The sequence below is a fragment of the Corallococcus sp. AB032C genome, from assembly GCF_003668935.1.
GTDB lineage: Bacteria > Myxococcota > Myxococcia > Myxococcales > Myxococcaceae > Corallococcus > Corallococcus exiguus.
The window spans coordinates 65551-73736 of sequence record NZ_RAWP01000042.1 but is presented as its reverse complement, the minus strand read 5'-3'; the positions used below and the strand labels follow the sequence as shown (position 1 = coordinate 73736).

Annotated in this window: 2 protein-coding genes (1 of these 2 running past the window's edge); both read right to left on the bottom strand. The window is 69.1% G+C overall.

The annotated features are described in order from the left end of the window. Positions 1-441 (bottom strand): hypothetical protein (locus D7X99_RS20065; protein WP_147476197.1); only part of this gene is annotated, 441 nt, incomplete at its 3' end. Continuing rightward, on the bottom strand, positions 438-8186 hold the 3' portion of the coding sequence (locus D7X99_RS20060; protein ID WP_147476196.1) for a non-ribosomal peptide synthetase. It continues 21477 nt past the right edge of the window; the window shows 7749 of its 29226 coding nt (coding positions 21478-29226); the start codon falls outside the window, past its right edge; the stop codon is at positions 438-440. The genes D7X99_RS20060 and D7X99_RS20065, both read right to left, overlap by 4 nt.

The following is an 8186-nucleotide window of genomic DNA, read 5'->3' as shown; positions in this document are numbered from 1 at the left end:
GGTGGCGGGTGGGAGGGCCTTCGCCTCGGGGGCGGCCCGCCACAGGCGCCTGGCGGTCAGGGCCATGAACACGCCCATGGTGCCGTTGAGGTACAGCCACGCGACGTGGAGGTGCTGCTTCGCGGTCCAGAACCACACCATCAGGGCCAGGTTGAGGACGTAGACGAGCGCCACCACGCCCAGCGCGGAGAGGATGCCCGCCCGCCGCTTGAAGATGAGCAGCGCGATGGTGAGCGGGTTGAGGACCGTGAACAGCTCGTTCACGACGACGAACGGCGTGGGCAGCGGGTCCGCCGGATCATTCGCGAAGAGGCCGTACTTCGCCACGACGAGGATGTGGATCAGGGAGCCCACGGAGAAGCACACGAACCAGATGGCCAGGATGATGCGGTTGGGCCACGGTGAGCCCCCGCTGGATGTCGCGGATGTTTCAGTGGTCATGACTTGTCCTCCAGGGCCTCGCGCAACAGCGTGGCCACGTGCCGCACGTACGGCTCCTGCATGAGTTGATGGTGTCCCCCAGGGATATCCCTCACGTCCAGTCCCCCCCGGACGAAGGGTTCCCAGCCGCGATGGCGGGGCACCCCGGGGGTGGGGGTCCCTTCCGTGGCGGCGAGCAGCAGCGCCGGTCCGTCGTAGGGGCCAGGCACGTAGCGGTCCATGGCGCGCAGGTTGGCCTGGTAGACGCGGAACAGGGCGCGCAATTGCTCGCGGCCCGTCGCTTCCTCCAGGAGGCCGGCCTGGACGCCCACGGCGAGGAGCGTCCCCAGCATGGCTTCGTCATCCATGCGCTCCAGGGCCTCGTTGGACACGGGCAGGTTCAGGGAGAAGGCCTGGGCCACCGTCAGGGCGAAGGCGACGCGTGTGCTGGCGTCGGGGTCCTTCCTGGGGGCGTCACCGGGAGGCGCTCCGACGCCGGGGACGTAGGCGTCCAGGAGCGCCAGCAGCCCCACGGTCTGGCGCTGGGCGCGCAGCTGGCGGGCCATCTCGAAGGCGATGACGCCGCCGAGCGACCAGCCCGCGAGGCGGTACGGCCCTTCCGGCTGCTCCGCGCGAATGGCGGCCACGTACAGGGTGGCCATCTCCTCCACGGTCTCCACCACGGCATGGCCGGCCTGGAGGCCGCGAGCCTGAAGGCCGAAGACGGGTTGGTGGGGCCCCAGGAGCCGCGCCAGCTCCGGGTAGGCGAGCACGTTGCCGCCACCCGGGTGGACGAGGAACAGGGGCCGGAGTCCTGCGTCGCCCTTCTCCAGCGGGACGAGCGGCGACCACGTCTCCGTCTCGGCGCGCAGCAGGTTCGCCAGGTCCTCCACGGTGGGGTGCTGGAAGAGCGCGGCCAGGGGGACGTTGCGGCCCAGTTGTTCGCGCAGCGCGGCCATCAAGCGGACCGCGAGAAGAGAGTGGCCTCCCAGCGCGAAGAAGCTGGTGCGCACCCCGATGGGCTTCACGCCCAGGACCTCTTCCCACACCGCCACGAGCTGGGACTCCAGCGCGTCACGGGGTGCGACGAAGTTCTCGGCCTGGGATGTGGTGACGTCCAGATCCGGCAGGGCCTTGCGGTCCACCTTGCCGTTGGAGTTGAGCGGCAGTGCCTCCAGCACCACCACCGCTCCGGGCACCATGTACTCCGGCAGCCGTTGGCGCAGACTTGCCTTCAGCGACTCCGCTTCCAGTGTCGCGTTGGCCTTCGGGGCCACGTACGCCACGAGCCGCTTCTCCGCGCCCTCCCCCTTCGCCACCACCACCGCTTCCTTCACCGTCTCCTGCTGGCGCAGTGCGGACTCCACTTCGCCCAGCTCGATGCGGAAGCCTCGCACCTTCACCTGGAAGTCCACTCGGCCCAGGTACTCCAGCACTCCATTCGCGCGGTACCGCACGCGGTCCCCCGTGCGGTACATCCGGCTGCCTTCGGGGCCGTAGACTTCCGGCAGGAACTTCTCCGCCGTCAGCTCCGGCCTCAGCAGGTAGCCGCGTGCCTGGCCTTCGCCCGCCAGGAACAGCTCTCCCGCGACGCCCACCGGCACCGGCTGTAGGTACTTGTCCAGCACGTAGGCCCGCGTGTTGGTGAGCGGCCGGCCGATGTTCGGCACCTCATTCCGCCCCACCAGCGACCACGTCGAGTACGTCGTGTCTTCCGACGGGCCGTACAGGTTGTACAGCTTGCGCACCGTCGGCACCGCGTACACGGCCTTCGCCAACGTCTCCGGCAACGCTTCACCGGCGAGGTTGATGACCTGCACTGACGGCGGCACCGCGTTCAGCCGCACCAACTGCGCCATCGCCGACGGCACCGTATTGATGAGCGTGACGTCCACCTCCGGCTTCTCCTCCACCAAATGCAGGGCGTTGCGTACCACCACCACGCTGCCGCCTCGCACCAGCGGCGCGAAGAGTTCGAAGACGGAGAGGTCGAAGTTCAGGCTCGTTGCCGCGAGCACCGCCTTCGTCTCTTCTTCGGTGAACGTCTCCGTTGCCCACGACAGGAAGGCCGCCGCGTTCCGGTGCGTCACCGCCACGCCCTTCGGACGGCCTGTGCTTCCCGACGTGTAGATGAGGTACGCCACGTTCTCCGGGCGCACCTCCGGCGTCGGCGGGCAGCAGGACTCTTCCGCCCACTCTTCTTCACGGTCCAGGCACACCGCCTGCGCGCTGAAAGCGGGCAACGACTCCAGCAGGTGCGAGTGCGCCACCAGTGCCGGACCCTGCGCGTCCTCCAGCAGCCAGCCCAGGCGCTCCTTCGGATAGCTCGGGTCCAACGGCACGTAGGCGCCGCCCGCCTTGAGGATGCCCAGCGTGCCCACCACGACGTCCGCCGTGCGCTCCACGCACAGGCCCACTCGCGACTCCGGTCCCACTCCCAGCTTGCGCAGCCGGTGCGCCAGCTGGTTCGCCTTCGCCTCCACCTCCCGGTACGTCAGCCGCTGCTTGCCGCTCACCACGGCCACCGCATCCGGCGTGCGCTTCGCCTGCGCCTCGAAGAGCGCCGGAATCGTCGCGTCCCGGTCGTACTCCGCCTGCTGTTGGTTCCACGTCACCAGCACCTGCTGGCGCTCCGCCTCCGTCAGCATGGGCAAGCGGCCCACTGCATCCTCTGGCTTCGCCACCACGCCTTCCAGCAGCACGTGCAGGTGCTCCACCATCCGGCGCACCGTCGCTGCTTCGAACAGGTCGGTGCTGTACTCCAGCGTTCCGCTCAGGCCCTCCGCGGTCTCCACGAAGAAGACGCTCAGGTCGAACTTCGACGTTCCGCCCGCGATCTCCACGGGCTTGAGCGTCATGCCGGGCAGCCGGGCTTCACCGACGGGCACGTTCTGGAGCGCCAGCAGCGTCTGGAACAGCGGCGTGTGGCTGCGGCTGCGCTCCGGTTGCAGTGCCTCCACCAGCTTCTCGAACGGCACCTCCTGGTGCTCCTGCGCATCCAGGACCGTCTCACGCACTTGCTGGAGCAGGCCCCGGAAGCTGGGGTCTCCAGACAGGTCCGTGCGCAGCACCAGCGTGTTGACGAAGAAGCCGATGAGGCCCTCCACCTCCGCGCGCGTGCGGCCCGCGATGGGCGAACCCACGCTGATGTCCTGCTGGCCGCTGTAGCGCGACAGCAGCACCTGCCAGCCCGCCAGCAGCACCATGTACAGCGAGGCGCCTTCGCGCTGCGCGAGGCCACGCAGCCCCTGAGCCAGCGATTGCGGCCAGAGGAAGCTCTGGGTCGCTCCCGCGGTTCCTCGCACCGCGGGACGCGGACGGTCCGTGGGCAGCTCCAGCACCGGCGGCGCACCGGAGAGCTTCTGCTTCCAGTAGTCCACCTCCCGCTGGAGCGTCGCGCCCTGCAACCAGCCGCGCTGCCAGGCCGCGTAGTCCGCGTACTGCACCGGCAGCTCTGGCAGCGGTGAGGGCTGGCCCTGCACGAACGACGCATAGAGCGCGCCGACCTCGCGGACCAACACCCCGAGCGACCATCCGTCCGACACGATGTGATGCATCGTGACGACGAGCACGTGTTCACGCGCGTCGAGCTTCAGCAGGAGCGCTCGGAGGAGCGGGCCGTGTGCGAGTTCGAAGGGCCTCAGCACCTCTTGCTCCACACGCTTGCGAAGCGCGGCGGTGTTCGACGTCAGGTCATCCACCGCCAGCGTGAAGGCGCTATCGGACGTGGTCCGTTGCTCCGGCTCGGGATTGCCCGCGACGAACGTTGTCCGCAGGGCCTCGTGACGTCGCACGACCTCACGCAGGGCCCGGTCCAGGACCTCCACGTTCAGGTCGCCTTCCAGCCGTACCGCGATGGGCACGTTGTAGAGCGCCGTGCCCGGCTCCAGCTGGTCGATGAACCACAGGCGCTGCTGCGCGAACGACAGCGGCAGCGCTGCGTCTCGTGACACGGGCACGATGGCCGGTGCCTTCGCGCGCCCGGCCTTCTCCAGCCGGCGAGCGAGGGCTTCCACCGTGGGCGCTTCGAACAACGCGCGCAGCGGCAGCTCCGAGCCCGTCTCCGCGCGCACCCGCGACACGACCTGCGTCGCGAGCAACGAGTGGCCACCCAGCGCGAAGAAGTCATCCTTCACGCCGACCTGAGGCACTCGCAGCACTTCCGCCCAGATGGCCGCCAGCTTCGCTTCCACTTCCGTGCGGGGCGCTTCGTACGTGTTACCGGACTTCTGGGCTTCTGGCTCCGGCAGGGCCTTGCGGTCCACCTTGCCGTTGGAGTTGAGCGGCAGCGCCTCCAGCACCACCACGGCTCCGGGCACCATGTACTCAGGCAGCCGCTGACGCAGACTTGCCTTCAGCGACTCCGCTTCCAACGTCGCGTTGGCCTTCGGCGCTACGTACGCCACGAGCCGCTTCTCCGCGCCCTCCCCCTTCGCCACCACGACGGCTTCCTTCACCGACTCCTGCTGGCGCAGTGCGGACTCCACTTCGCCCAGTTCGATGCGGAAGCCTCGCACCTTCACCTGGAAGTCCACTCGCCCCAGGTACTCCAGCACGCCATCCGCGCGGTACCGCACCCGGTCTCCTGTGCGGTACATGCGGCTGCCTTCCGGGCCGTAGACTTCCGGCAGGAACTTCTCCGCCGTCAGCTCCGGCCTCAGCAGGTAGCCGCGTGCCTGGCCTTCTCCTGCCAGGAACAACTCGCCCGCCACGCCTACCGGCACCGGCTGCAGGTACTTGTCCAGCACGTATGCCCGCGTGTTGGTGAGCGGCCGGCCGATGTTCGGCACTTCATTCCGCCCTACCAGCGACCACGTCGAGTACGTCGTGTCTTCCGACGGGCCGTACAGGTTGTAGAGCTTCCTCACCGTGGGGATGCCGTAGACGCTCTTCGCCAGCGTCTCCGGCAATGCTTCACCGGCGAGGTTGATGACCTGCACTGTCGGCGGCACCGCGTTCAGCCGCACCAACTGCGCCATCGCCGACGGCACTGTGTTGATGAGCGTCACCTCCGCCTCTGGCTTCTCCTCCGCCAGGTGCAGAGCGTTGCGCACCACCACCACGCTGCCGCCCCTCACCAACGGAGCGAAGAGTTCGAACACCGAGAGGTCGAAGTTCAGGCTCGTCGCCGCGAGCACCGCCTTCGTCTCCTCCTCCGTGAACGTCTCCGTCGCCCACGCGAGGAAGGCCACTGCGTTCCGGTGCGTCACCGCGACGCCCTTCGGGCGGCCTGTGCTTCCCGACGTGTAGATGAGGTACGCCACATTCTCAGGACGGGGCTCTGCCCTCAGCGCCTCGGTCGGCTCCTTGGCCAACGTCGCGTCCGTGTCGAGGCACACCGCCTGCGCGCTGAAGGCAGGCAGCGACTCCAGGAGGTGCGAATGCGCCACCAACGCCGGCCCCTGCGCGTCCTCCATCAGCCAGCCCAGCCGCTCCTTCGGGTAGCTCGGATCCAGCGGCACGTAGGCGCCGCCCGCCTTCAGGATGCCCAACGTTCCGACCACGACGTCGGCTGTGCGCTCCACGCACAGGCCCACTCGCGACTCCGGCCCCACGCCCAGCTTGCGCAGCCGGTGCGCCAACTGGTTCGCCTTCGCCTCCACCTCCCGGTACGTCAGCCGCTGCTTGCCGCTCACCACGGCGACCGCATCCGGCGTGCGCTTCGCCTGCGCCTCGAAGAGCTGGGGAATCGTCGCGTCGCGCTCGTACTCTGCTTGCTGCTGGTTCCACGTCACCAACACCTGCTGACGCTCCGCGGGCGTGAGCAGGGACAGCCGGCCCACCGCTGCATCCGGCTTTGACACCATGCCTTCCAGCAGCACGCGCAGGTGCTCCACCATCCGGCGCATCGTCATCGCTTCGAACAGGTCGGTGCTGTACTCCACCGCTCCGGCCAGACCGTCCGGCGTCTCCGTGAAGAAGAGGCTCAGGTCGAACTTCGACGTGCGGCCCTCGAGACTCATGGGCTTGAGCACCAGCCCTGGGAGATGGGACTCCTCGATGGGCACGTTCTGGAGCGACATCAACGCCTGGAACAGCGGCGTGTGGCTCAGGCTGCGCTCCGGATGCAGCGCTTCCACCAGCTTCTCGAACGGCACCTCCTGGTGCTCGTACGCACCCAACACCATCTCCCGCACCTGCGCGAGCAGCGCGCGGAAGGATGGGTCTCCATCCATCTGGGTGCGCAGCACCAGTGTGTTGACGAAGAAGCCGATGAGGCCCTCCACCTCCGCGCGCGTGCGTCCCGCGATGGGCGAACCCACGCTGATGTCCGCCTGCCCCGAGTAGCGCGACAGCAGCACCTGCCACCCGGCCAGCAGCACCATGAACAGCGACGCGCCTTCACTTCGAGCCAGGGCGCCCAACCGCTGGGACAGCTCCAGCGGCAGCATGAAGCCCAGCGTCGAGCCGGCGTTCGTGCGCACCGCCGGACGCGGACGGTCCGTCGGCAACTCCAGCACCGGCGGTGCTCCCGTCAGCGACTGCTTCCAGTAGTCCACCTCGCGCGCCAGGGTTTCATCCCTCAGCCAGTCGCGCTGCCAGGCCGCGTAGTCCGCGTACTGCACCGGCAGCGGTGGCAGTGCCAACGCCAGGCCGCTCGCCCGCGCGGTGTACAGCGCCCCCAACTCGCGGAGCAGGACGCCCACGGACCAGCCGTCCGACACGGCGTGGTGCATCGTGATCACGAGCAGGTGGTCGCGTGCATCCATGCGCACCATCAGCGCCCGCAAGAGCGGTCCACGCATCAGGTCGAAGGGCTTCGCCAACTCCTCCAGCACCCGCTGACGGGCCACGTCCTCCCGCTCGGGGCCGGAACCCGTCAGGTCCATGATGCTCAACGGCACATCCACGGACGCGTGGATGCGCTGGACGGGCTGACCTGCTTCCTCCTCGAACGTCGTGCGCAGGGCTTCGTGCCGTTGCACGACCTCCCGCAGGGCCTGCTCCAGCGCCGCGGCGTCCAGGTCGCCCTCCAGCCGCACCACGGTGGGCACGTTGTAGAGCGGACTGCCCGGATCCAGCTGGTCGATGAACCACAACCGCTGCTGCGCGAAGGACAGCGGCAGCGACGCCGGACGCGCTCCGGCGCTCAGCGTGGGCACGCCGGAGCGTCCCAGCTGCTCGATCCGCTGCGCCAGCGCCTCCACCGTGGGCGCTTCGAACAGCAGACGCAGCGGCATCTCCACGCCCAGCGACGTGCGGATGCGCGACACCACCTGCGTCGCCAGCAGCGAGTGTCCACCCAGCGCGAAGAAGTTGTCCTTCACGCCCACGCGCTCCAGGCGCAGCACCTCCGCCCAGATGGACGCGAGCTTCGCCTCCGTCACGGTGCGCGGGGCCACGTAGGCGTCTCCCCCACGGGCGGCCTCGGGCTCCGGCAGCGCCCTGCGGTCCACCTTGCCGTTCGCGTTGAGCGGCAGGGCGTCCAGCACCATCAGCGCCCCCGGCACCATGTACTCGGGTATCCCCTGGCGCAGGCCCGTGCGCAGCGTGTCCACGTCCAGCGCGTGGCCGTCCTTCGCCACGACGTAGCCCACCAGCCGCTTGTCGCCACCGTCGCCCCGCACCAGCACCACGGCCTCGCTCACGCCCGGTTGCCGCGCCAGCGCGGTTTCGACCTCGCCCAGCTCGATGCGGAAGCCGCGCACCTTCACCTGCGAGTCGATGCGGCCGACGAAGTCCAGCTGTCCGTCCGCACGCCAGCGCACGACGTCACCCGTCCGGTAGAGACGGGCGCCCACTTCGCCCGAGAAGGCGTCCGGCAC